The organism is Parabacteroides goldsteinii DSM 19448 = WAL 12034, from assembly GCF_000969835.1.
In the GTDB taxonomy this organism is placed as follows: domain Bacteria; phylum Bacteroidota; class Bacteroidia; order Bacteroidales; family Tannerellaceae; genus Parabacteroides; species Parabacteroides goldsteinii.
The window spans coordinates 1,535,923-1,562,144 of the sequence record NZ_KQ033913.1; the positions used below are offsets into that span (position 1 = coordinate 1,535,923).

A 26,222-nucleotide genomic window follows, 5' to 3' on the forward strand; every position below is an offset into this window, starting at 1 on the left:
CATTATTAAACCGCCCCCGGCCTGTCCAGCCACACCGAAACGTGGCGCAGTTGTTCCCGGCGTTCCGCCAGCTTTATAACCAGTTCGTACTGCAACTCTTCATGGTCTTCCTGTACTACCTGACGGACCAGCCGGGAGATCAGCCGGAGCAAACGAGCTTCGCTATACAAGAATAGCAGATAAGGCAGATATACATCGGACGATAACAGTTCCAGATCAGCCTGTAATTGCGTATCATATTCCTGATGCAACTCAGCAACAACACATTGAAGCGGGGCCGACAACCCATTCTCCGTTCCTGCCTCCTGCAGATGTTCGAAAATACGCTGATGATCCGCATCCTCAAACCAGAGATCATCCGTCTCCAGGGCCGAAGCCACCAGGTCGATAAACAAGTACTCCGCCCCTCTCAAACGAAAAGTAACCTCCGGATACAACAGGCAAACCGTCAGCAAGGCGCACTCCGACGAATGCGGCCTGTTCTGCAACCGCCCGATCATCCGCGCAAACTCTTCCCTGCCTAACCGACGGAATAAAGAATCCGGATCTCCCCCGCCAGGAATCAACGCCGAATCGGCATCCATCCCCGCATCCCGCAAGCGCAACACCGCTTTCTTCGAAGCTGCCTGCCCCGCCTCGTCACCGTCGAGCAACAAACAGGCACGGTTGGTATATTTCTTCAGCAAAGCAATATGGCTGTCGGTCAAAGCCGTCCCGCACAAAGCCACCGTATTGACAAACCCGGCAGCATGCATCGCAATCGCATCTTTATATCCTTCGGTAATAAACACATAATCTTCTTTCCGTATCACCGCCACCGCACGGTTGAGTCCGTACAAGGTAGCCCCTTTGTCATACCCGTCGGCAGCCGACGAGTTGATATATTTCGGAACCGAAGTATCTTCGTCACACAACCGGCGTGCTCCCATCCCGACCAGTTTTCCATACTCGTCGCGCACCGGAAAAATAATCCGGTTGCGCATCACCTTCCATTCGGCAGGTACCTGCACAGGCGACATGCCCACTTCAAAATCCAGATAAGCAGCCGAAAGCTCCGTACACCCGCAGGCATAAGGCAACAACAGTTTCATAAAAGCCGCAAAATCCTTTGCAGGCTGTTTCGCCTGTCGTTTGATAGCCAGCCGCCCTGTACCGGGCATCACGAAATCCGGCTTACCCTCAGCAAATCTGCCTGCCGCCAGTTTCCTGACCGCGTCACTCAACGTACAATGTTCCATCTTCCTGACAAACTCGAATACATCCCCATGTTCCCCGCAGGCAAAACAGGAATAAGTCTGTTTTTCGGGATTCACCATCAACGACGGATGGTGGTCCGGATGAAACGGACACAGCCCGACATAATTCTTCCCCTTAGGCTCCAAATGCTGATAACCGCCGATCACCTCCTCGATACGAACAGATGATTTTATTTGTTGAAAATCATTCTTCTTCATAACGCATCCGGTTGTCATAGTTAGTAATACGGGTAAATGACTTATTGTAACGGAAACGGGCAATCCCGGTCGATCCGTTTCGTGTTTTCAGTATATATAATTTCCCTACGCCCCGCAGGCTCTCCCCTGTCGTCTCGTCCTTGAAAATACCGTAACGTTCGGGACGGTGAACGAAAAAGACACAATCCGCCACCTGTTCGATCACACCCGAATCACGCAGATCATGCAATTCAGGGACATACGCCTTTTCGACACGTTGTACACTATTACGGTTCATCTGCGACAAGACCAGCACCGGGCAATTGGCATCGACCGCCACCTGTTTCGCTCCTTCTATATTACGGCCCACCAACTGGTCCATCGTCTCCCCGGCACGCCCTTTGCGTTCCATCAGATGCAGATAATCGATCACTACCAGGTCACACTGCCCCTTCTTCTTCTGTAACATCACCTGGGCACGAATATTCTCTATGCTATTGCCCGGCGTATGGTCGAAAAAGAGCGGCAGGTCTTCAAACTTTCCCGCCAGCCGTTCCATACGTTCCAGTTCAGCCGTCGTCAGTCCCTCGATACGTAAATGATCAGCATCCACACTAGCATAACCGGCAAAAAGACGGTTCATCGTCTGCATAGCTGTCATCTCCAGGCTGAAAAAACAGACCGCTTTTCCCGAAAGCGCTACATTCATGGCAATATGCATGGCGACAGCCGTTTTTCCGTCGCTCGGACGTCCGCCTTCCACCAACAGTTCACCGTTGTAAAGTCCGCCCGTCACGTAATCGAACTCTTCGATTCCCGACAGGATACGCATTCTGTCATTCCCCGTGTTCAACCGTTCACGATGCATCTGAAGCACCTCGTTGGCCGTACATCCGATACGTTCGAGCGGTTTGCCCACCGTGCATCTCCCACGCAGTTCGAGCAACGACCGCTCCGCCTCTTCTATCAACAGTGTGTAAGAAGACTCGAACCCGGCCGCCTTTGCGCCCAGCGTCACAAAAAGGATGTTCAACAGGCGGAGCATATACTGTCTTTTCACCTCTTCCACATAATAAGGCAAACCCGAAATATGGCGTATGCGTCCTACCAACGAAGCCATTCGTTTAATACCGCCCCATTCCTTCCAACGTTTCTCGTCGGTCTTACGCATTTCGGTATCGACCGTGATCATATCCACCGTTTCCCCCTTGTCGTAAAGATTGCTGACTGCCTGATAGATAAATGCCAGGTCCGGACGGCTGAACATCTCCGGTTTCAAGACGGGAAAGGTGCCCACTATCGCTCCGGCATCGAGCAGCAAGGCGCTGATAACGGCTTCTTCCACCTGTTCCACACTGATGTTGTTTTCTCCTGCGAATATTTTATTTTCGATATTCTCTGTTGCCATGGTCGATTCAGTTAACGTTTTTATTTGGATATTGCTTGCTTCTTCCCCCTATCTTGGCCTCAGCCTCCGACAGGCGTGCTGCGGCATCTTCCGCCTGTTTCGCTTCGTTCGTCCGACTGGTTTTAGCAGTGTCACGCAACTTGTATTCCTTCTCCGAAGCAAAACAGAATTTATCGTATCCGTTTACGCGGATGACAGAGCCGCCCGGTACCCGGACTATCTCTACCAGTTCTCTTTTCTCCAGTTTTTCAAGCAAGCGGCTGATCGAGCCGAAAGGTATTCCCGACAATCGCGACAGCTCACGATACGTGCCTACATACTCCCCTCTGTAACTCATTACCTGGTTATTTCCCAATTTCACCACCCTGTCATCGAAGTTGCATGAAATAAACAAAACCAAATGCAACCTGGCTAACATTTTTTCTTCTTTCTCCAAACTCAATACCCTAGCATATAAGACTCTGGGTACTTTTACGAATGAATGCCCCATATATTCGAGAGCCACCCGTTCATGTTCTTTGTTTTCTTGTCTCATGTGTATTACTTTAACGTGTAACATCTGAAACGCAATTTGAAACACTTTTAAAACGCTACTCATCCGGTTAACAAATAGATTTAAGCTTTTTCGAAACGCTTTTGAGACGCATTACCCTATTTTCTATATATATTAAAGAACTTCTTAAAAGAACATATAAAAAATAAACATTGATTTTCAACTTGCATTACGAAGACAAAAGTAGACGGTTCGGAAACGGATGGCAACCCGCTTTTTTCCGCATTTTATTTCTTTAGAAGGCTTTCTGACAACAGGTTATAAAATTAAAATACGTATTTTTGTGTAAATACAGTTTGTTAAACTAGTATAATCTATACTACGAATGACTCAAATGTGAACTGAGGTATTCTTTCGTACAATTCATTTCAAAAATAGTGAGCAGGGCGGCGGCCAATCTCCCGTAAGAGATATCTCCGAGTAAACCGGCTTCTCTCATTTCGAGAAACAGTTCTATCACTTTCGTCTTTCCCTTTTCATCCAATGGAATTTTTTCAAAAGCCTCGACCAGATTCGTGTATCCGAGTTGAAGCAGGATCAATTCTTTATTGTTTTCGAAAAACTGCGTCCGCAGACTATCCCAACGACTCGTGCTTTTCGTGTCATTGCATGCCAGGACAGGGATGAGCATTAATATCAGACCGATTTTATCATCGTTCTTTTCGATTACTTCCTCCAGGTACGTATACGCAAGGTTTCTACCTGTCAAAGCGCCGATTCTTTTTTTACGATCTTGATCAGATCGATATGTTTTTTATGTAATAAATCCATATGGCAATTGTATTATGCTGTCAGAAAGCCTCTTTTAATTGTCAATTCCCTAACTATATAATCGCATACGGATAACTATGTAATCCGTCACGCATAACTATCTGTTTTCTCATTTACGGTTCGCCCAGAAAACGGACGATAACCTGCACCTGTATGGGTGTCAGAATCTTTTTCCCTTTCTTCCATCCGCACCGTTCCAGTTCGTCTGTCAACGAAGGATTGACCTGTACCCATTTGCTTAATCTTTTGGTAGACGATTCGGGTGTCAGTCCCTCTCCATACAGCAATGCCAACTCCTGCCAACCATACGATCTGATCTTGAATTTTCCTTCTTCCATATTTCCTCCTCCGTTGTTTTACATGCCTTGAAGTTACAAAATTAAAACGATATAACCGGCATGATTCTCAATTATTTCAAGAGGAAAAGAGTTAATTGGTAATCAAAATAAGAACAAATATTCATCGATCTTCCCGTTGAAGGATAGATAGGAATTTGCGTTTTTCGGCTGACGTACCTTTGTATTGTTATCGATAACCAACCAGTTAATCGTCAATAGCTTTCGGAGTATTTCCATTGGCATATTGGCACATTGTCAAATTAAAAAATTATTTTCCATGGCTTTAAAGTATCATTTAGTACAGCGTCTTGACAAGAGTAAAGATGCTGCTGCCGGTTCAAAGCTGTATTACGGCCAGATCCGTGCCCAACAGAAACTGGAGTTTAACAAACTCTGCGAAATCATTGCTTCTTATTCTACGGCTTCACGCGGTGATGTCATGTTAGTAATCGACGGTTTGTTATACGTTATGCGCCAACATCTGGAAAACGGCGAAGTGGTCCAGGTGGGCGATTTCGGTAACTTCCGTATGCTGGCTGGCAGCAAGGGGACAGCGGTTGCCGATGATTTCACCACGAGTCTGTTCAAAAAGGGTCGTATCGTTTTCACACCAGGTCCCATGCTGAAAGAAGTCACAGCGAAACCGAAATTTGAGAAAATTGTACCGATCACCCCTTCCGGCAACAGCGGCTCGGGGAGTGACCGTCCTGAAATCGAGTAATAACGCACCATGAAAAAGCAAGATTTCATCAAACAATATTTGCCTCTCGCCCAAAAGGCGGGAGTGCAATTCGGAATGAACCCGGTCATCATCCTGGCCCAGTCCGCCATCGAAACCGGCTGGGGCGAAAGTACACTTTGCAAGGAGCATAACAACTTTTTCGGCATCACGGCTTACGGTCATCCCAACCCTTTCTGGAAAGGCGACCGGAGCGATTTATCTGCCGTCACCGGCCGTCCGACCTTATGGTTCCGCCGGTACGCTTCACCGGAAGACAGTTTCCTCGACTTCGCCCGTCTGATCCACTCTGCCTATCCTGTGGCAGCGACTCTCACCTTCCACCCTACGGCTTACGCCAAAGAGATTGCCTACAGCAAATACATCAGCGAAGTGAACGGTGACAACCGTGCCGCTTACCAGCGTATGCTAGTGTCGATCTGCCGGTCGATAGAGCAGTTATCGGTCAATTAATTTTCAATTTTCAATTTATAATTTTCAATTCCCATGAATGTCCTTGAAACAATTCTCAACTTCCTCACCAGCCTTGCCCGGATCATCTTTCCCCGCAAGCGAAAACCGGCAGCCGGTGACTGCCCCTGTCCTCATCCTCTGCCTGCTCCTGCTGAGCCTCCTCTCCCTCCTGATGCGGGAGACGGAAGTGACCCTGACCTGCATCGGAGCGATACTCTCGCTCTCGCCCAGGGAGACTGGGGAACCCGGCAAGAAAGCCTCCCGCCCGGAGCCGACTGGCTCGGAATGTCCGGATATAGCCTGATGCTGATGGGCGGGGTTGGGTGTTTGTATAAATGGTTTATTGCGTAAGCGATCCTTCCCTTTTGAGGGAAACAGGGGGTGTGTCGAGGGATGCACTCCCTTTCTATTTCATAAGAACCTGTTTAAATTTTGCTCAAATCAGTTTGAATAATCATGTTAACCTGCGGATAATTTCTTTACATCCAAAATAATCAAACACGAAAAGAGGAAATGCACTCAACACCGCAACTTTGGGACACGGTTGTCCGATATATTTTTCTATTTGTTTCTCAAAGATCACAAATTGTGACACCAACTCTTCCGGTAAAGAATAAGAATCATTGACCACATAATTCATCTTAAAAAGATGCGCCTTTATAAGGGTATTCCAACACTCTGAATTATATTGATGAATATTCGACATTTTAGGACATTCATTACCTACCCGCGTTTTATAATGAGGTTCACTCAAACAGGTAGCCACCTCCTTACAATCTTCTTGATTAGGGCAATTCCTTCCTTTGCATTTTACACACAAGTCCCTAAAACTGTCATGATCCTTAAAATGCCTGATGGCCTCCACCATTGGATAGCTAATATAGAGCTTACCTTGTTCTGTCTCGTTATCAAAGTAAGTCAACATTTCTTTTATCTTTTCATCGCCTGGCTTCCCTTTGTTAGCTGTAGCATGACCATCATAATCAAAGAATAAATGAATTTCCGAAAAATCATCTCTATTATAATCTTCAAGCACCTTGGCATTCTGTTCATTCAATGCTTTAATATAGCTAAACATATCCAAATATTCATCTGTAACAAAAGTAGCATATAGCTGATAAATATCTGCAGCAAAAGCGCACTTGATTATTTTTTCATCCTTAAAAACGGATTTTTCCAGACTTTCAGCAATCACCTTCTCAGCCCTTTCTCCTTCAAAGACAAACAAAATATTAGTCGACATTGAATGCTCCTGCTTTATACATTTTCTCAATATTGTGTGCTTCTCTCAATTCTTTATCTGTGCTATTCGACAAAGATTTGATTTTCTTCTTATTCATCAAGAAATAGCAATCCGGACGTAATAAGTCGTTAGAAAGGATAGACGTATTATGAGTAGTCAAAATAAACTGAACCCCTATTTCTTTCAAAGTTTCCACTATCATCTTAGATAGATCATGATGATAAAAAGCATCAAATTCATCTATGAATAAAAAAGACACTTCATTTTTTCGTATTCGCTGATACCAACAGTAAAAAAGAGTAAGTGCACTTGTTCCTGTTGACATAATCTCAGTCATCAACAACTTCTTCCCATTAAAATCAAATGCCAAATCTTTTCTATCCAATGATTCTACTACAGAAAGCTTGCAATTAATATTTGCCTTATTTAGGAAAAGCTCAAAATCCTCAACATTCCCCCATTCGATAATATCTTCCGTCAACGATCTCTTTCCGGTATCCTGTAATCCCATATAGGTCCGATCTTCCAACGAACGAAAAAACAACATATGTTCTACAAAGGAGAAAAAGGCTTTAAATATATTGTTTTGTTCATTTTCCTCCAGTACTGTATTGTTTTTAATATACTTCAAAACAGATAATTGAGGATCATTAATCATAGTTTTCAGACTTTCTGCACCTTTCAGCCAAACAGAGAAGTTAGTATTCCCGTTTGTTCTATCAAATGACACCAGGACTGTATCATCTATTGAAAACTCCTCATAAACCAAAACCTTATAATCACTCTTTTTATAAGTATATTTTACAACCTTATTATCAATAAGAAATTCGTAATAAAAATCAACCGTAGGCGAGGTACTATAAGCATTTACATAATTTCTATATCTACGCTCTTCTCTTCTTTGATCAGTCAAATGTTCAATAATATCAAAAATAGCTAATCCCAAATTTGATTTCCCCATGCCGTTATGCCCATAAATAAGCGCAGCATTCACTATTCCATTTTTCACACATTGTGAATTAAATGAATAACCATTCGTTTCCGAAAGATCAAATTCAAAATCATTTTGGAAACATTTAAAATTAGAAACACTAAATTTCCTAAGCATAGATATTATTTCGTTAGTTCACAACAAATATATAAGAAAGAACAACTACTGTAATTTTTTTACGGCTGTTTTTATTCTTTTTTATATAATCACGATATAAAGATTTGCTCACACCGTTCACATAACAAGGGTTATTTTTATATACCGGCTAAATGCATCGGTTTCCATAACCTGAGCCTCCTCTCCCTCATCAGGAGAGAGACGGAAGTGACCCTGACCTGTATCGGGGCGATACTCTCGCTCTCGGACAGGGAGACTGGGGAACCCGGCAAGAAAACCTCCCTCCCGGAGCCGACTGGCTCGGAATGTCCGGATATAGCTTGATGCTGATGGGCGGGGTTGGGTGTCTTTATAAATGGTTTATTGCGTAAGCGATATAAGAAGAGGGAGTGCACTGCCGATATGAGGGAGGAACTCCCTTCTTATTTTCTTACTTCAACAAATCGTTTTCCCCCAACGGAGTATACGGGCCGTCTTTTACTTCAAACAAAACAGAGCCGCTATCCAACACCTCCAATGTATGCCATTGATTAGCTGGTATATGTACACCAAAACTTCCTGCCAAAGGATCCAACAGGGTCGACTCTGTTTCTTCTTTTTTATCATTATAAAACATTACCCGAATCTTCCCACGCAACAGCAAATAAGTCTCTGCCGTATGCGGATGGCGATGAATCGGTAAAATAGTCCCCGGCTCCAACGCATTCAGCAAACGCTGGGCTTTCGCATCCAGGAAGTCGTGGAAATTATGATTCATGCGCAAGCGGGGAGATTTTTGGGCTTGCTTCGTTACTTCGTTTAATAAGGTTAAGTTTATTTTATACATAACGATATACATTTATCTTCTCCAGGCTATTTTATTCAAAGCCTCTTCATGTAAATAGTAATATTTTTTTTTAAACAACACATATGCAACACAAAGCAACACCAATACCACAACAAAATAAAGATACTTGTCTACAGGTAAATAGATTCCCCCTAAAGATATTACTAACTGCACAACCACATAGATCGTTGATACTGTCACATGTTTAATATGTAGTTCATTGGCCATCAACTGATAGAGATGTTTACGATGAGGCTCCCCTATGTTCTCATGCAACATAATACGATGGCAGATGGTGAGAACACTGTCAACACCATATACCATTAACAACAAAATTGCCCAGTAGTTTTCGCTCTTCAATATATAAGAACCCAAAAAGTAGAGCAGAATAAATGCGATAGATATACTACCCACATCACCGGCAAAGCATTTTGCTTTGGTACGAAAATTGAAAAGACAGAACACCAGCACACTGAGTAGAACAACGATGATAAAGTTCTGGTCAGTGAACTCTTCCTGCGAGTTAAGAATGAGCAACGGAATAAGTACAGCCAATGAATAACCACCAGTGATGCCATTAATGCCATCCATGAAGTTATACGCATTGATAATGCCGGTACATACTATAAGTGCAATAATAATCAACCACCAATACTCACACTGTAAAATACCCCACTGATAGAACATGAGTGCCATAGCGAAAAACTGCACAACTAGACGAAACTTGTTGGGTACCGGATGAATATCATCGGCAAAACTGATGCAACCCAACATTGTAAGCCCCAACAGAAACCAAAGACATGTGGAACTATAGAAGATAGCATAAAGCCAAGCTCCAAACAAAAAAATAATGCCACCACCACGTAGTACAATAGAACTGTGTGACGAACGTAAATTAGGTTTATCTATTATATTGTACTTGTCGGCAACCTTGAAATATGTCAATTCAAGGATAAGCAATAATACTGCTATAAACAGATATACGATCATACTTATTTGGTATTTACGAATAATCTTATAATCCCATTGTTTTTATAACACTTGCATTTACCTTATTCACATCGAAACGTTCTACAGCAATAGCACGGCTCTCCTTACCCATCCTTTCCACTTCTGCAAAATTGTCAATAAGATATTCCATCTTTTCAACGATAGCCTCCACATTTTTTACAGGAACAAGACAACCATTTATACCATCGATTACTGTTTCTCTACAGCCCGGTGCATCAGTTGTAATAATTGCTCTACCCATAGACATAGCTTCGAGTACAGTTTTTGGGGTTCCCTCATGATATGAAGGCAATACATAAACACTCGCCTGCTCAATGAAAGGACGTACATCTTTTTGCTCTCCAAAATATTGCACAGAACCATCGTCAATATAGGTCTTCAACTCATCAGGTTTCAATGCTGATGGATTACTATCATAAGGTCCGACCAGCAAACAGCAAACAGTTTTATAATTCCTTTTTATTATGCGACAAGCATCAAGATATTCGCCTACCCCCTTATCGCGAATCAAACGACCTATGAACAAAAATGTTGGAACATTAGGAAAATCCTTCACACAAAACTTTTCTGTATTTACACCAGAACCATTCATCATTACAATCTTGTCACGCTTCAGTACCCCAGCATTCACTATATCATTGACATCATCTTGATTCTGCATAAACACTTTATCTGCATAACGAAATGCATTTTTATAAAGCACTGACATCGCCATACGTAAAAACCAGTTTTTTAATCCTGCACCACGAAATATGGAGCCAAGACCTGCAACAAGTGGATAAATTTCAGTTTTACCATATTTTTTAGCTGCAACAGAACCATACGATATGGCTTTTGCTTGATACACAAACAATTTGTCCGGCTTCTCTTGCTTGAAAAACTCTTTAAGAGCAAAGTAAGACTTGACATCAGTTATTGGATTCATGCCATTTCTAGCAGTAAAAATCTGCCGATATTCAATACCTACCTCCTTAAAACTATCATTCCATTTCTCGGAACTATCCGGACCAACAGCAATAACCTGATGACCACTTTGTTGAAAAGCCTTCATCATATCTATTCTAAACCAGAATAGTGAAGGAGTATAACTCGATAAAACAACTATTTTCATAAAAAAACATTAGTAAACTACTCATACAGCATACATGAATTTATCAACCTTTTCTATTTTACTTTTCCCCTATCCGCGAATAAATAAATCCCATCTCTTCCAGTTCTGCACGATTCCAGATGTTACGTCCATCTACAATATACTTATCGGTCATCACCTTCTGAATTACGTTCCAAGTAGGTAAACGGAATTGTCTCCATTCAGTCATAAGCAACAACGCATCCGCACCATCAACACAGTCATAGAGATTTTCAGTGTAGATTACTACCTCACCGATACGACGTTTACATTCATACATAGCAATAGGGTCAAACACTCTCACAGTAGCACCAGCTTTCAGCAATTTATCGATAACAACTAAAGCAGGAGCTTCCCGCATATCATCAGTTTCGGGTTTGAATGCCAATCCCAGCACTCCAATGGTTTTACCTTTTACATCACCCATTAAGCAGATAAGTTTGTCATAAACAACGCTCTTTTGATACTCGTTAACACGTTCTACCGCTTCAATTACCTCCATGTGGTAACCATTATCAATACCGGTATGTATCAAGGCTTTTACATCTTTTGGAAAACAACTACCACCATAGCCGCAACCAGCATAGAGAAACTTCTGACCAATACGCACATCAGCCCCGATACCTTTGCGTACATGATCAACATTGGCTCCTACTCGTTCGCACAAATTGGCTATATCATTCATAAAACTAATGCGAGTAGCCAGCATGGCATTCGCTGCATATTTAGTCATCTCAGCACTGGGAATATCCATAAAAATTACGCGGAAATTTTGAAGTAAGAAGGGTTGATAGAGCTTAGTCATCACCTCTTCAGCTTTCTTACTCTCAATACCTACTACCACCCGGTCAGGACTCATAAAATCCTTTATAGCTGCACCCTCTTTCAGAAACTCGGGATTACTGGCTACATCAAAAGGAACATCTACCCCACGCTTATCCAGTTCTTCTCGGATGACGTTTTTTACCTTTTGAGCAGTACCAACGGGAACAGTTGATTTCGTTACAAGAATAGTGTATTTATTGATGTTTTGTCCAAACTGACGAGCTACAGCAAGCACGTATTTCAAGTCGGCACTCCCATCTTCATCCGGCGGAGTTCCTACGGCAGAAAAAACAACTTCTACATGATCCAGAATTTCAATTAAATCTGTTGTGAAGTTCAAACGCCCATAACTGACATTGCGCTTCACCAACTCTTCTAGTCCCGGCTCATAAATAGGCATTTCACCTGCTTTCAATTTGTTGATTTTACTTGCATCTATATCCACGCAAGTCACAGTGGTACCCATTTCGGCAAAACAAGTACCGGACACCAGGCCAACATAGCCTGTGCCTACGATTGCTATATTCATATAATTATCTGTTAAAAAGTTAGCATACAATTTTGACGTATCCTCTTTTTAAACCTACCAAACAGCAGGTTTTCTTTTCTTCTCCAGCAACTCCGAGAAAAAGCATTATTAAATATAAAGAAAGGCAAGAGCAACCGGAACCTCACTAGCTTAACCGGTTTGAAAAACAGTTCGCTCGCAAAGAAAAAACAACGGCATGTGGAACAAATAAACCTAAGTTATTGAAGCAACCGTCATTTAATGGGGTGACAGTAACATACCAACAATACCCCCAAAAACTTAGCAACATCAACACTTTTCACCCTTCCGTTTTGTTGCACAACATCTACTTTCATCATCCCTTAAAAAAGTTTCTTATAATCGGCAAAACTCATCAATGACTTGTCCTTTTCCGAAATTATCAAGTTTTCCATGCCGCCAATTTTCTCAAACGGCCACTCAATGGCGATATCGGGATCATTGTACATAATGCCCGAATCTCCCTCGCCACAAAAAACCTCACCACACTTATATGAGACCACCGAATCTTCCAGCACAAGATAGCCATGACCAAAATATTGAGGCACATAAAGTGTTGCTTGGTTTTCGCCAGTCAAATCGAAACCTCTCCATTGACCGAATGTAAGCGAATTGGGACGAAGGTCTACAATTACATCATATACATGTCCGCTAATGCAACGTACAAGTTTTGCCTGTTGTTTTACTAACTGAAAATGTATAGCACGAATAACCCCACATTTTGAAATAGTGTAAAATACCTCTTTTAGCTCATGCTCAATGCCATTGTTCTTGAATATGTCCATATTGTAGTCCTTGACGAAACCACCACGCTCATCTGTTGCATAGAATGGTTGTATGAAGAATGCACCTTTAAGGTCCAGCTCCTTAAATTCAAATTTTTGTATCATAGATATTTCCGAGAATTGTTTTTTGGAAAGGGAAATATATTACTGAAGTTTTAACCAGTTTATGGTATTTAAGATACCGTCTTCAAATGTAACAGTAGGCTTATAACCAGTATCATTGACCAATTTAGTCGTATCATAGCATTCCTTGGACAACGGAATGCCATTAAAAGGAATCTCACCCAGATATAATTTAATATCAGGATTAATCGTATCTCTGATAATCTTTATATACTCCTTTAAAGGTCTTGCCTGATTGCTGCCAATATAATAAGAGGTATTAGCCTTGCCAAACGCAGACGCATGATAAATACCCCTAACAGTATCAGTAACATATACAAAATCATAAGTCTGTTCTCCCGATGTAAATGCCGCCCTTTTATTCTCAAGCATAAGACGCGAAGCCATATTCACAAAATTATTTGTTGTATTGCCCACTCCATAGGTGTTAGAAAGTAAGCACCATACATGTTCAATTCCAAGTTTTGAACATTCAGCTTTAGTCATATAATTGGCAGTAATTTTAGCGATACCATAGATACTCACAGCATTCGGTGTTGCACCGTCTGTAGGATGATAATTCAAAACATCACGTTCGGCAAGTGTTCCGGCACCTACAAATCTTTTGATATTCATTTTAGGAAGTACGTCAACAAGATTTAAAGCGTACTTTACATTCTTTAATTGCAAATCATATGCAGTTCTTGCATCACCAAAGGAGCCGACCCATGCCAAATGAATACAAGTATCAATATCGCGGTCGGTTACAATTTTGGACAATTTATCAATTTCAGACAATTCGCAATATACTATTTTAATATTAGGAAGTGACTCTATGGCAGTAATATTCTCATTAATATCTTTAACTACAGCAATAACCTCCACTCCTTCTTCTGATAATACTTTCAATAAAGCACTACCAATAAATCCGTTAGGTCCTGTTACCAATACCTTTTTCATTGTTTTACGCTTATTTATTGTAAAATTCACTTATTTGTCTGTCCATACATACTCTCACATCCCCTCCATTCACCCAGCACTTGCTCCACTCCACAACTTTGGCAATGGCGGTATCGAGATCCCAGCGCGGTGTCCAACCAAAGGTAGTTTTTAGCTTAGAACAGTCGAGTTTCAGAAAGTTAGCCTCATGAGGACCACCGTCATAACGGTCAATCCACTTTATACCGTCACCCCACTTCTGTACAAAGAGATTTACAAGTGTTCCTGTCTGAAAACAGTCTACATCATCGGGCCCCACGTTGTAGTATCCTGCAAATTTGCCATCTTCATACTGACGGGCAGCAATCATAAGATATGCATACAAAGGTTCCAGCACATGCTGGTAGGGACGTATAGAAAATGGATTGCGCACGATAATATCCTTCTTTGCCTGAGCTGCACGAACGCAGTCGGGGATAATGCGGTCATTGGCAAAGTCGCCACCACCTATCACATTGCCGGCACGGGCAGTAGAAATGGCTACCTTGCCATCGCCAAAAAAGCTATTTTTGTATGAATGAGTCACCAGTTCTGAGCAGGACTTTGAGTTTGAATAGGGGTCATAGCCATCAAGCTCTTCGTTCTCGCGGTAGCCCCAAGCCCACTCTTTGTTAAGATATACCTTATCAGTTGTAACGTTAAGAAATGAACGCACGCACGATGAGTTACGTACACATTCCAAAATGTTTACTGTACCCATTACGTTGGTCTCATAGGTAAAGACAGGATCCTTATAGCTGTCACGCACAATCGGCTGCGCTGCAAGATGCAGAACCACCTCAGGCCGTACTTCGTCAAATACTTTTCTTAGTGTGGCATAATCACGAATATCGCCAATTACAGTGTGTGTGTCTGCCGCGATGTTTGCAATTTCAAATAACGAAGGTGAGGTAGGCGGATTCAATGAATAGCCGGTAATCTGTGCACCTGCATTCGCCAGCATTTTGCAGAGCCATGAACCTTTGAAGCCTGTGTGGCCTGTTACAAGAACATGTTTTCCTTTATAAAAATCTAAGATATTTTCCATATTATTCTCCATAAGGGTTATCAGGTATTGCACGCTCCCATTTTTTCCAAGGAGCCTTGTCTGCAGCAAGAAGGTTCTCAAGCATAGTTTTTTCACGAACATTATCCATACACTGCCAAAAGCCAGTGTGTATGTAAGACATAAGCTCACCATTATCCACTAGTTGACGCAATGGTTCACGCTCAAACACACAGGTATCATCGGTAAGATAGTTAAATACAGCAGGTTCTAATACCATGTAACCAGCATTAATAGGAACCCCGTCATTGATGTTTTTCTCGCGGAATGCCTTAACAGCCTGATCACCTCCAATTTCTAGTACCCCCTTTTCTTGGGTCTGTTTTACTGCTGTCAACGTTGCAATTTTACCGTGAGATTTATGAAACAATAAAAGTTTATCAATGTCTACATCGCAAACTCCATCCCCATAAGTCATAAAAAAAGGTTCATTACCAACATACCTTTGTATGCGTTTTATGCGACCACCAGTCATGGTGTTATAACCTGTATCTACAACAGTTACTTTCCAAGACTCTAAATTGCTGTGGTGCACTGTCATGCTATTCTTACCATCCCTGAAATCGAAGCTAACATCTGAATTGTACAAAAAGTAGTTAGCAAACCACTCCTTTATATATTCTTGTTTGTAACCGGCGCAAATTATGAATTCGTTATGTCCATAATATGCATATTCCTTCATAATGTGCCACATGATAGGCATACCACCTATCTCAATCATAGGTTTAGGCTTGAAAACACTCTCTTCACTAATACGAGAGCCAAAGCCGCCTGCAAGAAGTACAACTTTCATTATTAAGATTTTAAATATTGTTTTATCTTTTCAATAATCTCATTATCAATATGACTATCAAATTTTCGTCCAAAAGCTCTTTGAGAGGTAACCAGTTCTTCAAAATCTGCATTTTTCCATACATATGGCTGCCCCCTATTCCAGTCAATATGCCTCATTGAACCACGACATTCGTCATGAATATCATACAATGAATCTCTAAAGTCTGAATTATAAAGAATCGTCTGTATCAACCATTCAGATGGACAATAAGCATATTGAAAATGACGTTTAAATTCCGTTTCTTGTTCAAGAACATAAAGAGCTGCTCCATGAGAAATACTCCACCAGTCATAACCCTTCTTTGGGTAACCTGAATAACTCTTCAAAGCATTAATACCAAAAGATGACTGTATTTTTTGAAGAAGTTGGTTAAGTTTGATATAAAACTTACTTATTAAAGACGAAGAAGTACGTATCTTGTCTGAAAAAAACCAGTAATGTTGAGCCAAATAAATGTTTGGGTTTTGAGAAAAACCTACAAACTCTTTTCCTCTATTATGACTAAAAAAAGCATTAAACTCATTATGTTTCATTAGCGGCATATCTGCCCCTGATATAATATGATAATAATCATACTTTTTCTTTACTGCCTCATTAAGTAGCGATTTTATAGCTTCTATCTGAGTATAGTTGCAATATGAGATTGCTACCCTTGGAACAAAATACAATCCAGCCCTTGACACACAACCTGATAATAAATTCTCATTCCAATCAATACTTTTTGAATTTACATGTATATATATATCAAAATTAGGATAATCAAGTAACGAAACCAGCATTCTTAACTGCGAAAAATTGGCATGAGCCATAATCATAATTGCATGTTTCATATTCTACCTAAAGAATAATCCGTTAATTATTCTATATAAATAATAGTTTCATAAATATTCTGTAACAACGCTCAGTGTAATAACATTCTTTTTTATTACAGTTGTCAACAAACACAATCTCATTTTATATGCTTGAAAAATTACTCTACTATAACCATCCAAGCCCATAAACAGAAATTACAACATATGTTTATAGATCTTTCATTACACTATATGCCGTTATTTATACGATTCCTTACTACCTTACAAGGATTACCAACCGCCACAGAATAGGGCGGAATATCTTTTGCAACAACTGCACCTGCACCAATAACAGACCCTCTTCCAATAGTTACACCAGGCAATATTATTACCCTTCGTCCAATCCATACATCATCTTCTATAACAATAGGTTTAACCTCACCAAAACCTTGTTGACACATAGGTACATCCAGCCTGCTAAACAGGTGGTTTCTTACATAAAAAACTACCTCGGGTCCCATCATTACATGCGAACCGATAACAACACCGTTTGGAACATGACAACGAGAACCAATGCCTGAATAATCTCCCAAAACAATATTACGACCAAAATGAGAATGCCTCTCAATATTAACCTCTTTACCACATTTCTTTATAATGTGTTTTGCTAAAAATCTTCGATATTTGAGACCTATTGAAATGTGATAACTTTTCCCTAAAAAGGATACATAACAATAGCTATCGGGGAAAAGATTGGCTGTAATTCTATATAAAATTGAATATATGCGCTGTATCATATCAAACTATTTTTTAATTTTTTGAAGCAGCATGTTTATTAATTTGCTACGCATATCAACATCTAATACAATATAATATACCGAAAAAATATATGTTATAACAAAAGCAATAACCACTACCAATAAACGGATAAAACCGACTTGCATATTATAATGTATTAGTATAACCAGTAAAGCGGGGATAAACGAAGCCAAAAGACATTTACCTATAGTATTACAAAGGAACTCCTTTATATTGAAGCTGTTGGCAAGGCTCTTAAGAATGATACAGTTTACACCCATAACCATAACATGAATGACAAGCATGGTTATGTAGGCATACATAGCGGGTAATCCAAGTTCATATAACACATAAGTAATGGGCACTGTAAGAATGTATAAACTTCCTGCATAAAAGCTGAGTTTTGCAATTCTACCGGTAGCATGGATACTTGTTGTTATTACCGCATTTACCACATTGATGCAGCCTGCTATTAACATAATGCGGCAAAACGTAGATGTAAACATGGGAACATCTCCCAACCACAAATGTAGAACGTAGTCAACCTCTATATACAAGGGAACTGTTACCAACAACAAGAACATGAGACCATACTTAGATGCATCGCTCATAAGTTTATTCATTGTATGTATATTGCCTTGCGCATAATTATTTATTATTTGGGGGCGATAAGCCATCGTTACATTTCGACCGAACCATGCCACCTGTGAGCTAAGAGTCATTGTTATACCGCCAGCAGCATTCACTATAGGACCAAAAAATATATTTATAAGTATTGTTGCACCTTGCAACATACCTGTGTACGCCACATTGCCATAAAGATCCCAGCCTGAGAATACCAACATTGGCTTTATATGTGAGAAATCTCTATGGAATCTTATTTTTAGACTGGGCATATATTTGAAGCAACCAAAAGCATAAAGTATGAATACCGCCAACTGAACAACTAGGAGCAACCCACCATACATTATCAGCTGATCTCCTCCACAGAAATATATGGCAAAGGCACAGGCCAATTTCAACACCACATGAATAATTTCAACTATTGCATAAAATCCCATCTTTTCATAGGACAAAATCAACGAAGTGTAAGGCACTTGTACCAATGACAAAATAGAAATTAATATGCTTATTTGATATAACCAATTTGCCGCTATCATCCTGTCGGGAGGAATATTCAAATGTGTGTTCACAAACCATAGTCCTATTGTTTCTGAGGCGACCACAAAAATGACAGCTATACCCAATTGAAGCATAAACGCAGAGGAGACACGCCTGTTGACTGCACTTAATACCCCCTTACCTATATCATAGTTAATGAATCGGGATATAGCACCACTCATGGTGGTATTGAGAAAGGAGAGCATACCAATGACCCCCCCTACCACAACATACACACCATAATTAACCTCGCCTAGCGCATTGATGATTATTCGCGATGAATACAAGGAAATTATCATCGCAAAGAACATCCTCAAATATAGGGCAAGTGAATTTTTTGCTACTTTAGACACGCTATTTCTGAATAAGATTTATCACTACTTTTATCTCTTCCTCACAAGAAGAGCATACTTATGCTTCTCTAAATAAGCATTCATTTCTGCCTTTTTATAAGAGGTAATATTGGGAAACAGGTAACTTTCATCAAATTTCATATTGATGGTATCTACTTTAGAGAGGTATGTATCTATATTTGAAATAACTCTTGCTGGACAACCTGCAGCCAAAGAGTTGGAGGGAATATCTCTGCTCACCACACTGCCGGCCCCCACCACTACATTGTCACCTATCGACACACCTGGCAACACCACCGTATCGGCCCCTATAAATACATTGTTACCAATAACCACTCGGCCAATACGAGTGACCTTACGCCATGCTTGAGGAGATGCGTCATGGGCCAGCAGATGAACTCGTGGAGCTAATGTCACATTATTACCTATAGTAATGAGCCAACTATGACCGGGGTCAATCATCACATGAGCCATACGTTTAAAGCCGCTGCCCACTGTCATTCCACGCTTTATTAACTCTTCTGTAGTTTCATAACCACGCAGATGGAACAGAATATTTCTTAATAAACTTTTTATCATTGTATAAGATTCATTATTTTATTAATCTCTGATTCGTTTCCAAACTCATGCGATTGACAATATTCCACTATCCTCACTAGTTTTTCTTTATCTTTCAATAGATTAACCAAAGCAGAAGCACATTCCTCATTATCTTGCGGAACAATATATCCGTTCACGCCATCAGTCACTTGACTACTTGCTGTTGCATAGTTGGCAACAACAACTGGCTTTCCCAATATCTGTGCTTCGGTTACTGTTATTGCTTTTCCCTCAAAGCGAGAAGGCTGTACATAAACATCACATGCTTTTATATAGGGATAAGGGTTGGAACGCATACCTATTATTTTCACACAATTTTCAACACCGGCTATAGCTATATTCTTGCGAATTAAAGTTTCATCCGGACCACCTCCAACGAGATACCACACAAAGGGAGATGCTCCCCACTCCTTCATTAGAGCAACAATAAAGGGCACATTATCAAAATTCTTTGCATATCCAAACCTGCCCACAGACAAAAACTTTATTCTTCCGTCATCAACCATATCATTTGGAGAGCCCGCTGCCATAGAACGGATCCATTTTGAACTATGTATGTTTTCTATTACTATCGACTTATTCTTATATTCGGGATAGATTAAATCAAAAATTTTTTTTGTATCAATGGACACATTCACTATATAACTAAGTTGTGAATACATCTTTCTATCGAGATTTTTATCAAATATCAATTTGCTGTAATCGGTATGCACCCATCCTATTTTCACATTAGCATCAACACGCTTCACTATAATAGAAGGCACACCTATAAAACATATTGCCAAATCATATTTTCCTTTTACTTGAGGAATCTGCTTTATTAGATACTTATGATTCAACTGCTGCTGGTGCCACACACAGTGAGCAACACCATGTATTTTACAATAGACCAGATCGTGTATCTTTGCCATTATTCTATCGAAAGCTACACAATAACTACCTCTTTTGAAAAGTGTTTTTATGGGATTGGCAAATACATCGAATCGTGAATCATAGGGAAGAAGATTGACGGTATTTGGAATAAGCGGCATAAATTCTCCCTCGTGGCTATATATTAAAAGATCTATATCGTTTTTAGTAGTATCTATGGCATTGAGCAGCCCCAGCAATGCTCGTTCTGCTCCGCCTATGTACATAGATGTCATTGTTATTAATATCCTCTTTTTCCCCATATTTGCCCAATGCTATATTTTACGATTTAGTTTCTTTTCCAAGAATTTGCGAATTCTACTTGTAACTCCCGACCCAATAGCACGATGCACCATTCTTGTGATACCTATGCGCCATTTTATTTTAGGATCTATCCAAGTCTTAGAATACCAATGGATGGTTCGAGTATTTTTTGTAATGTACAGCTTTCCTGTTCCATCATCAAAGGGATTGAAATACTCACTAGGATAGATTCTCACACCTGCAACATCCTGAATACCAGAATACGACTTTAACCCTTGTCGTTTCAACACGTTGGTAGTGTGTGTCACCACAGTGACCGACTTCACTCCTAATTCAAATGTTTGCTGAGTATAGTAATCAAGAATTTCTTTGTACAATGCAAGACCGGGAGTAACACCAAGCCCAAGACCGGGGGCTACGGCTCCCATAGGTCTGTTAGCACATGGGTCAACCTCGAATCCCATAAAGGAACCAGCCTTCACAATATCGTCCATGGGCTTTATGACCTCTACGTCAGTATCAAAATACAAGCCTCCATACTTATAAAGTATCCAAAAACGGGCGTAATCACTTACAAAGGCATATTTCCTTGCCTTATAAGCCTCACGAGTATATGGAATAATATTAACATCGAAGTTGTCTTCATTCCATTCTTTAATCTCATACTCCGGAAAAAATTTTTTCCATGATTCAATATATTTCAAGGCGTCGGCAGGTAAAGGGTTCCTGCCAAACCAACAGTAATGTATGAGTTTCGGTATCATATTTAAGCGAAAGATTTTCTTACTAAAAAATAATAAAAAACAGTTAAAAATATAATTGCAAGTATTTTTACTACAGCTCTACATCTAACAGGTACTATGTTACTCAAAATATATGTAAAAGCAACAAACTCAAAAGGAGCAAAATAATTGGCTAGCCTTCCAAAGAAATTGGCACCGCCAAAGGTTCCTATTACATAAAATGCCAAAGGTATAACCGATAGTGAAATACATCTTTTTGTATAAATTCCGACTTGAGTATTTATTTTGTTACGATAGATATATGACATAATGGGGACTATTGCATATACAAGCACACGTAATATATTTGAACCTGCCGATTCGGTAAAGGTCTCTAGTTCATAGGAGTCACCCGTAATACTTTGTGTTGTGTTTATCGCTACGGAAACAAATTTTTCAAACATAAATCCCAGTAAAACAGCCGTACCCAGAATAAGCATCTCTCGCTTACTCCATACATCACCGTTAAGAAATGGGATAACTAAAAACATAACAATATAAGGATGTATTGTAGCCGCCAATAAAAGAATTAAACCCGCTGCCAGCCAACGTTTATTTACCAAATCAGTAAAAGCAAGCAGCCCAATAGAGATAGCCATAGATTGTTTCATAGCCGGTATCGTAAACATATACAATCCCAATACTATATGAATAAACAATGTGAGACTTAGATTGCAGGAGTATGTACGATAAAACTCTAATATGCCGAATTGAATGATAATAGCTGATACAAACTTAAATACAAATGCATCAGTTGACACAAAATCCTTTAAAGCAACTTGAAACAGATAGAAGCCGGGATTCTCGCCCCAAGAGCGGCTTGTTATATTTTTCCATAACAATTCGTCTGGGAGATTATTAAAATTAGCTATATAAATTCCAGCATCATTATATACAGAATATGCTGAAACCAACACCAATATTATAAATACTATAAAACATGGTACTATACCAGTATTAACATTACGCCCAAAGTCACCTCGTGACGTATCATAAGAATAGATACCAGATTTTACACTAATACATAACAAAGGTACTAAAAGTAACCACCAAGGTGAAATAATCATACTTTTACCGGCACTGACAAAGCTTTTCGCTTTGTACGTTTTAGATATTCATGAAAAATTAGTCCGAACGGCCAAATTATAAAAGCGAGCAATGGCTTACTACTATTTTTTATATAGTGTTTATTACCTGCAAACCTACTTGCCGATATGTAATGCAAAAGTTGAATGAGTGTGAACGACAGTTTAGGAGATAACTTCACACACAGGTCTCTATACATTGCAAAACTTTTAGCACAACTTTTGTATTGTGCAATCTTATCGAAACTCATACTATCATCATTATAATCTACCACACAAACAGCCTCATTCATAAGTAACATTGTATAACTTTGATCTATTTGGTAGAACTTATAGCTTGGCGGAAAAAAATTTTCCCCTTCAATTTCGGGATAAGGATATAATTTTGAGATTGAGGAACGGAAGATAAACTTCTTATCCCCTTTCATACGATATTTTAAGCGCATATCTATAGATGTACTCTCTTTTACACCTTGAGGTAACTGTGTTCCTATCACTTTTCCAAATTTATCTACATCAAGAGCAATGATACCTGCAATATCATCACGCTTATTACTATTCCAAAATTCAATGATTCTAGCTACAGCATTTGGAGCCATCCAATCGTCAGAATCTATAATGATGTTAATTTCTGTATCAACATACCTATAAGCCGTATTACGTGCTCCCGTCATTCCTTTATTCTGCTGATATACATACCGAATCTCAAAATCAGCTTCAACCATAAATTTCTCCACAACATCACGGGTATTGTCCGTGGAGCCATCATCAACTATCAACCAAATAAAATCACGACTCTGCTGCATAAACAACGAGTTATACAGTTGATGCAAACAATATCCTCTATTATATGTTGTTGTTATAATTGTCAATATTTTCATACTCCATAAATCGAATATAAATCACTTATTTCCTGTTCAAGTGTAAAATGACGTTTTTTAAAGGCTGCTTCTATGACTGAATAATCAGGTTTTTCCTGTTCCAACAAGTAGGCTGCTTCTTCACACCATTCAGACAAATCTTTATTCAAACTAATAAATTTTATTAGTCCTAAATTCATATCTGCAGTGGAGGGAATTGTATCCGATACCAAACAGGGAATACCCGCAGCTTCTGCCTCTAACAGCACTCCAGCCAAACCTTCAAATATAGATGGAAAAACAAAAAGATTAAAACAAGGCATTAACGCATATACATCGTTTCTAAGACCCAAAAATCTCACATACTTAGAAAGATTTAAACTTTCTACTTTTTCTGCAATCTCTTGGCGTTGTGGACCATCACCAACCATAACCAAATAGGATTCGGGGTACAATGTATGAAACTTTGCAAAGAAATCAATTAAGAATGTATGGTTTTTCATAGGTTGAAAACGTCCCACATGACCAATAACCAATGCATCATCTGGTACATTAGGTAGTTGTGCACGCTTCTTCATCTTATATTTTGTCAAATCAATGGCATTGGGCAGAACTGTAGCCTTACCACTTTCAATACACCCTTTACCATAAAGATATTCTGCACACTCCTTGTTCAAAGCCAAACAATGGGTTGCAAATATTTTTATAAGTACCTTACCTATATTTACCTGCATTCGACCAACAAATGTTTTACCATTTAACGTATCGGTATTTCTAGAATGAGCTATACGCACCGGTATGGCGACCACTCTAGCAGCCATACACACTATGCCGCAATGATAAAGCGTATGAGAATGTATTGCAATTGCACCTTGCTGTTTCAAATATTTAAAAGTGGATAAAAGCTCACTAAAATGTCTCATAAGCCCCTTCTCCTTAGGGGATGAAATCTTTATTATACTGCCACCAAGGGATAATATCTCTTTTTCATAAAATTGATTCTTGGATTTGTCCAAAGTAACAAATGCAAATTGTACGTGTTGCTTATCTATATTACGATATACATCCATCATACGACTCTCAGCGCCACCTGCACCAAGGGTACCAAAAACTTGTATAATCAATTCCGACATTAACGTTATTTTATAAAACAAACAGTTCTTTAATGTAAGTTATCTGTCCTATACTTCACAGATTATAATCTACCATCAGCTTGCTCTTCAGGAAGAAGCCACTTAACATCATAAACAACAGACTTTTCCTTACCCAAGGAACGAACATCCATTGTTTTAAACTCCTCATGAGCAACACCTAAAATTACAGTATCAAATTTATCTACAGGCAACTCGTTAGTAATCTCAATACCATATTCGTACATAGCAACTGCAGGATTGGCCCAAGGGTCGTAAATGGTAATATTAAGATTGTATTCCTTAAGCGCTTTTACAATATCTACAATCTTAGTATTACGACAGTCGGGGCAATTCTCCTTAAATGTGAAACCTAAAATTAAAATATTCGAATCTAGGACCTGAATACCTTTTTTCAACATCAATTTAACTACTTGATTCGCCACAAACTCTCCCATACCATCATTCATACGGCGACCAGCCAAAATGATTTCAGGATTATAGCCATACCGCTGTGCACATTGTGCCAAGTAATAAGGGTCAACACCTATACAATGCCCCCCAACCAAACCAGGACGGAAAGGCAAGAAATTCCATTTCGTTCCTGCAGCTTCAAGAACCGCTTGCGTATCAATCCCCATTAGGTTGAAAATCTTTGCCAACTCATTCACAAAAGCAATATTAATATCACGCTGAGAGTTCTCAATTACTTTCGCAGCTTCAGCAACTTTCATGGTCGGGGTCAAATGAGTACCTGCCGTAATGACAGAAGCATAGACATCATTGACTTTCTTTCCGATCTCAGGTGTAGAACCCGATGTTACTTTCTTGATCTTTTCTACCGTATGGAGCTTATCTCCCGGGTTGATACGCTCAGGGCTGTAACCAGCAAAGAAATCAACATTGAATTTCAAACCAGACACTTTCTCTACTACCGGGATACATTCGTCTTCTGTAACTCCCGGATATACAGTTGATTCGTAAACCACAATATCACCCTTAGAAATAACCTTGCCTACTGTAGTACTAGCAGCATAAAGTGGAGTCAGATCTGGATTATGATTTTCATCTACTGGGGTAGGAACAGCTACAACATAAAAATTATAATCACGAATGTCTTCAATATTTGATGTACAAGTAAAACCATTCGCAATGGCAGATTGTAACAATTCATCTGAAACTTCAAGAGTCGCATCATGTCCACTCATTAAAGCATCCACACGAGCTTGATTCATATCGAAACCGACTGTTTTATACTTCGTGGAGAACAAACGGGCCAAGGGCAAGCCTACATAACCTAAACCGATTACGGCAATTTTTACTTCTATGTTCATTGATT

At 39.8% G+C, this 26,222-nt stretch carries 28 protein-coding genes; 3 read left to right on the forward strand and 25 right to left on the reverse strand.

Annotated elements, in window-relative coordinates:
• Window positions 1-5 precede the first annotated feature (5 nt).
• From HMPREF1535_RS19310 to HMPREF1535_RS19330, 5 genes are all read right to left on the reverse strand, one after another.
• Window positions 6-1,454: a DNA primase gene (locus HMPREF1535_RS19310; protein ID WP_046147182.1), complete on the reverse strand. Its 1,449-nt coding sequence runs from the start codon at window positions 1,452-1,454 to the stop codon at window positions 6-8.
• Entirely contained in the window at window positions 1,441-2,841 is a 1,401-nt protein-coding gene (locus tag HMPREF1535_RS19315; RefSeq protein ID WP_046147183.1) for a replicative DNA helicase, read from the reverse strand. The genes HMPREF1535_RS19310 and HMPREF1535_RS19315 overlap by 14 nt, the downstream gene beginning before the upstream one ends.
• 7 nt (window positions 2,842-2,848) lie before the next feature.
• The gene (locus HMPREF1535_RS19320) at window positions 2,849-3,376 is read right to left on the reverse strand and encodes a MarR family transcriptional regulator (protein WP_010802987.1); all 528 of its coding nucleotides are present in this window, start codon (window positions 3,374-3,376) and stop codon (window positions 2,849-2,851) included.
• A 337-nt stretch (window positions 3,377-3,713) separates the two neighbouring features.
• Entirely contained in the window at window positions 3,714-4,103 is a 390-nt protein-coding gene (locus tag HMPREF1535_RS19325; RefSeq protein WP_046147184.1) for a hypothetical protein, read from the reverse strand.
• Between the two features lie 175 nt (window positions 4,104-4,278).
• Window positions 4,279-4,503, reverse strand: a complete 225-nt coding sequence (locus HMPREF1535_RS19330; protein ID WP_007657044.1) for a DUF4248 domain-containing protein — start codon at window positions 4,501-4,503, stop codon at window positions 4,279-4,281.
• Between the two features lie 277 nt (window positions 4,504-4,780).
• On the opposite strand from HMPREF1535_RS19330, the gene HMPREF1535_RS19335 reads away from it, so the two are divergent.
• From HMPREF1535_RS19335 to HMPREF1535_RS19345, 3 genes are read left to right on the forward strand one after another with little or no spacing between them, the layout of a single operon-like run.
• Window positions 4,781-5,224 (forward strand): HU family DNA-binding protein, encoded by a 444-nt coding sequence (locus HMPREF1535_RS19335; protein ID WP_010802985.1) that lies wholly within the window; start codon window positions 4,781-4,783, stop codon window positions 5,222-5,224.
• Between the two features lie 9 nt (window positions 5,225-5,233).
• Entirely contained in the window at window positions 5,234-5,695 is a 462-nt protein-coding gene (locus tag HMPREF1535_RS19340; RefSeq protein ID WP_046147185.1) for a glucosaminidase domain-containing protein, read from the forward strand.
• 33 nt (window positions 5,696-5,728) lie between these two features.
• Window positions 5,729-6,046: a hypothetical protein gene (locus tag HMPREF1535_RS19345; RefSeq protein WP_046147186.1), complete on the forward strand. Its 318-nt coding sequence runs from the start codon at window positions 5,729-5,731 to the stop codon at window positions 6,044-6,046.
• Window positions 6,047-6,149: 103 nt separating this feature from the next.
• On the opposite strand, the gene HMPREF1535_RS25185 is transcribed toward HMPREF1535_RS19345, so the two are convergent.
• The 20 genes from HMPREF1535_RS25185 to HMPREF1535_RS19445 form a co-directional block, all read right to left on the reverse strand.
• Window positions 6,150-6,938, reverse strand: coding sequence for a hypothetical protein (locus HMPREF1535_RS25185; RefSeq protein ID WP_052349849.1), 789 nt, complete (start codon window positions 6,936-6,938; stop codon window positions 6,150-6,152).
• Entirely contained in the window at window positions 6,928-8,046 is a 1,119-nt protein-coding gene (locus tag HMPREF1535_RS19355) for an AAA family ATPase (protein WP_046147187.1), read from the reverse strand. Before HMPREF1535_RS19355 ends, HMPREF1535_RS25185 begins: the two co-directional genes overlap by 11 nt.
• A 430-nt stretch (window positions 8,047-8,476) precedes the next feature.
• Entirely contained in the window at window positions 8,477-8,872 is a 396-nt protein-coding gene (locus HMPREF1535_RS19360; RefSeq protein ID WP_046147631.1) for a WbuC family cupin fold metalloprotein, read from the reverse strand.
• Window positions 8,873-8,884: 12 nt separating this feature from the next.
• Window positions 8,885-9,862, reverse strand: coding sequence for an MraY family glycosyltransferase (locus tag HMPREF1535_RS19365; protein WP_046147188.1), 978 nt, complete (start codon window positions 9,860-9,862; stop codon window positions 8,885-8,887).
• 25 nt (window positions 9,863-9,887) lie between these two features.
• Window positions 9,888-10,994, reverse strand: coding sequence for a glycosyltransferase family 4 protein (locus HMPREF1535_RS19370; protein WP_052716749.1), 1,107 nt, complete (start codon window positions 10,992-10,994; stop codon window positions 9,888-9,890).
• Between the two features lie 58 nt (window positions 10,995-11,052).
• Complete coding sequence (locus HMPREF1535_RS19375) at window positions 11,053-12,366, reverse strand: UDP-glucose dehydrogenase family protein (RefSeq protein WP_046147189.1); 1,314 nt, start codon at window positions 12,364-12,366, stop codon at window positions 11,053-11,055.
• Window positions 12,367-12,707: 341 nt separating this feature from the next.
• A complete protein-coding gene (gene rfbC / locus HMPREF1535_RS19380; protein WP_046147190.1) occupies window positions 12,708-13,274 on the reverse strand; it encodes a dTDP-4-dehydrorhamnose 3,5-epimerase in 567 nt (188 codons plus the stop codon).
• A 39-nt stretch (window positions 13,275-13,313) separates the two neighbouring features.
• Entirely contained in the window at window positions 13,314-14,231 is a 918-nt protein-coding gene (locus HMPREF1535_RS19385; protein WP_046147191.1) for an NAD-dependent epimerase/dehydratase family protein, read from the reverse strand.
• A gap of 10 nt (window positions 14,232-14,241) precedes the next feature.
• Entirely contained in the window at window positions 14,242-15,297 is a 1,056-nt protein-coding gene (rfbG, locus tag HMPREF1535_RS19390) for a CDP-glucose 4,6-dehydratase (RefSeq protein WP_046147633.1), read from the reverse strand.
• A gap of 1 nt (window position 15,298) precedes the next feature.
• Window positions 15,299-16,108, reverse strand: a complete 810-nt coding sequence (gene rfbF, locus HMPREF1535_RS19395) for a glucose-1-phosphate cytidylyltransferase (protein ID WP_046147192.1) — start codon at window positions 16,106-16,108, stop codon at window positions 15,299-15,301.
• Between the two features lie 2 nt (window positions 16,109-16,110).
• Window positions 16,111-16,980: a beta-1,6-N-acetylglucosaminyltransferase gene (locus HMPREF1535_RS19400; protein WP_046147193.1), complete on the reverse strand. Its 870-nt coding sequence runs from the start codon at window positions 16,978-16,980 to the stop codon at window positions 16,111-16,113.
• Between the two features lie 209 nt (window positions 16,981-17,189).
• Window positions 17,190-17,738 (reverse strand): acyltransferase, encoded by a 549-nt coding sequence (locus HMPREF1535_RS26435; protein WP_046147194.1) that lies wholly within the window; start codon window positions 17,736-17,738, stop codon window positions 17,190-17,192.
• A gap of 6 nt (window positions 17,739-17,744) precedes the next feature.
• On the reverse strand, window positions 17,745-19,253 hold the full coding sequence (locus HMPREF1535_RS19410) for a lipopolysaccharide biosynthesis protein (protein WP_148499121.1): 1,509 nt from the start codon (window positions 19,251-19,253) through the stop codon (window positions 17,745-17,747).
• Window positions 19,254-19,283: 30 nt separating this feature from the next.
• Window positions 19,284-19,832 (reverse strand): acyltransferase, encoded by a 549-nt coding sequence (locus HMPREF1535_RS19415; protein WP_046147195.1) that lies wholly within the window; start codon window positions 19,830-19,832, stop codon window positions 19,284-19,286.
• Window positions 19,829-20,989: a glycosyltransferase gene (locus HMPREF1535_RS19420; protein ID WP_161799519.1), complete on the reverse strand. Its 1,161-nt coding sequence runs from the start codon at window positions 20,987-20,989 to the stop codon at window positions 19,829-19,831. Before HMPREF1535_RS19420 ends, HMPREF1535_RS19415 begins: the two co-directional genes overlap by 4 nt.
• Window positions 20,990-21,037: 48 nt before the next feature.
• On the reverse strand, window positions 21,038-21,790 hold the full coding sequence (locus HMPREF1535_RS19425) for a glycosyltransferase family 32 protein (protein WP_046147197.1): 753 nt from the start codon (window positions 21,788-21,790) through the stop codon (window positions 21,038-21,040).
• Between the two features lie 2 nt (window positions 21,791-21,792).
• Complete coding sequence (locus tag HMPREF1535_RS19430; protein WP_046147198.1) at window positions 21,793-22,875, reverse strand: EpsG family protein; 1,083 nt, start codon at window positions 22,873-22,875, stop codon at window positions 21,793-21,795.
• Complete coding sequence (locus HMPREF1535_RS19435; protein ID WP_046147199.1) at window positions 22,872-23,774, reverse strand: glycosyltransferase family 2 protein; 903 nt, start codon at window positions 23,772-23,774, stop codon at window positions 22,872-22,874. Before HMPREF1535_RS19435 ends, HMPREF1535_RS19430 begins: the two co-directional genes overlap by 4 nt.
• Window positions 23,771-24,886 (reverse strand): glycosyltransferase, encoded by a 1,116-nt coding sequence (locus HMPREF1535_RS19440; RefSeq protein WP_046147200.1) that lies wholly within the window; start codon window positions 24,884-24,886, stop codon window positions 23,771-23,773. Before HMPREF1535_RS19440 ends, HMPREF1535_RS19435 begins: the two co-directional genes overlap by 4 nt.
• Before the next feature lie 62 nt (window positions 24,887-24,948).
• Window positions 24,949-26,217, reverse strand: a complete 1,269-nt coding sequence (locus HMPREF1535_RS19445; protein WP_046147201.1) for a nucleotide sugar dehydrogenase — start codon at window positions 26,215-26,217, stop codon at window positions 24,949-24,951.
• Window positions 26,218-26,222: the final 5 nt, after the last annotated feature.